This is a genomic window from Streptomyces sp. ADMS (assembly GCF_033441795.1).
Lineage (GTDB): Bacteria > Actinomycetota > Actinomycetes > Streptomycetales > Streptomycetaceae > Streptomyces.
Map to the genome: position 1 here is coordinate 1 of NZ_JAVFVX010000515.1, position 317 is coordinate 317.

The 317-nt window shown below is 68.5% G+C and carries 1 pseudogene; it reads left to right on the forward strand.

The features are described 5' to 3' along the window. Positions 1–317, forward strand: a pseudogene (locus tag RB628_RS41810) (cellulosome protein); the annotation flags it as partial.

The following is a 317-nucleotide window of genomic DNA, read 5'->3' on the forward strand; positions in this document are numbered from 1 at the left end:
CCCGTCTCCGTTCCCACCACCGGCGACTACGACCTGTCGGTGTTCGGCAGCAGCTCTGCCAAGGCCTCCAACGTCAAGGGCCCGACGAACGTGTACGCACGGGTCGACGGCGGCGCCTCGCACAGGGTCGACATACCGGTGGGCTTTCAGTGGGTGGTGTGGGGGCACGGCGACACCACCGTGCACCTCACCGCGGGCGACCACACCATCACCCTGGCCACCACCGGCGACAACGGCGCGAAGACCGTCGGTGACGCGCTCGTCGACAAGATCGACCTCCGGTACAAGGACGCCGACGTCCAGGGCACCACGCTCCA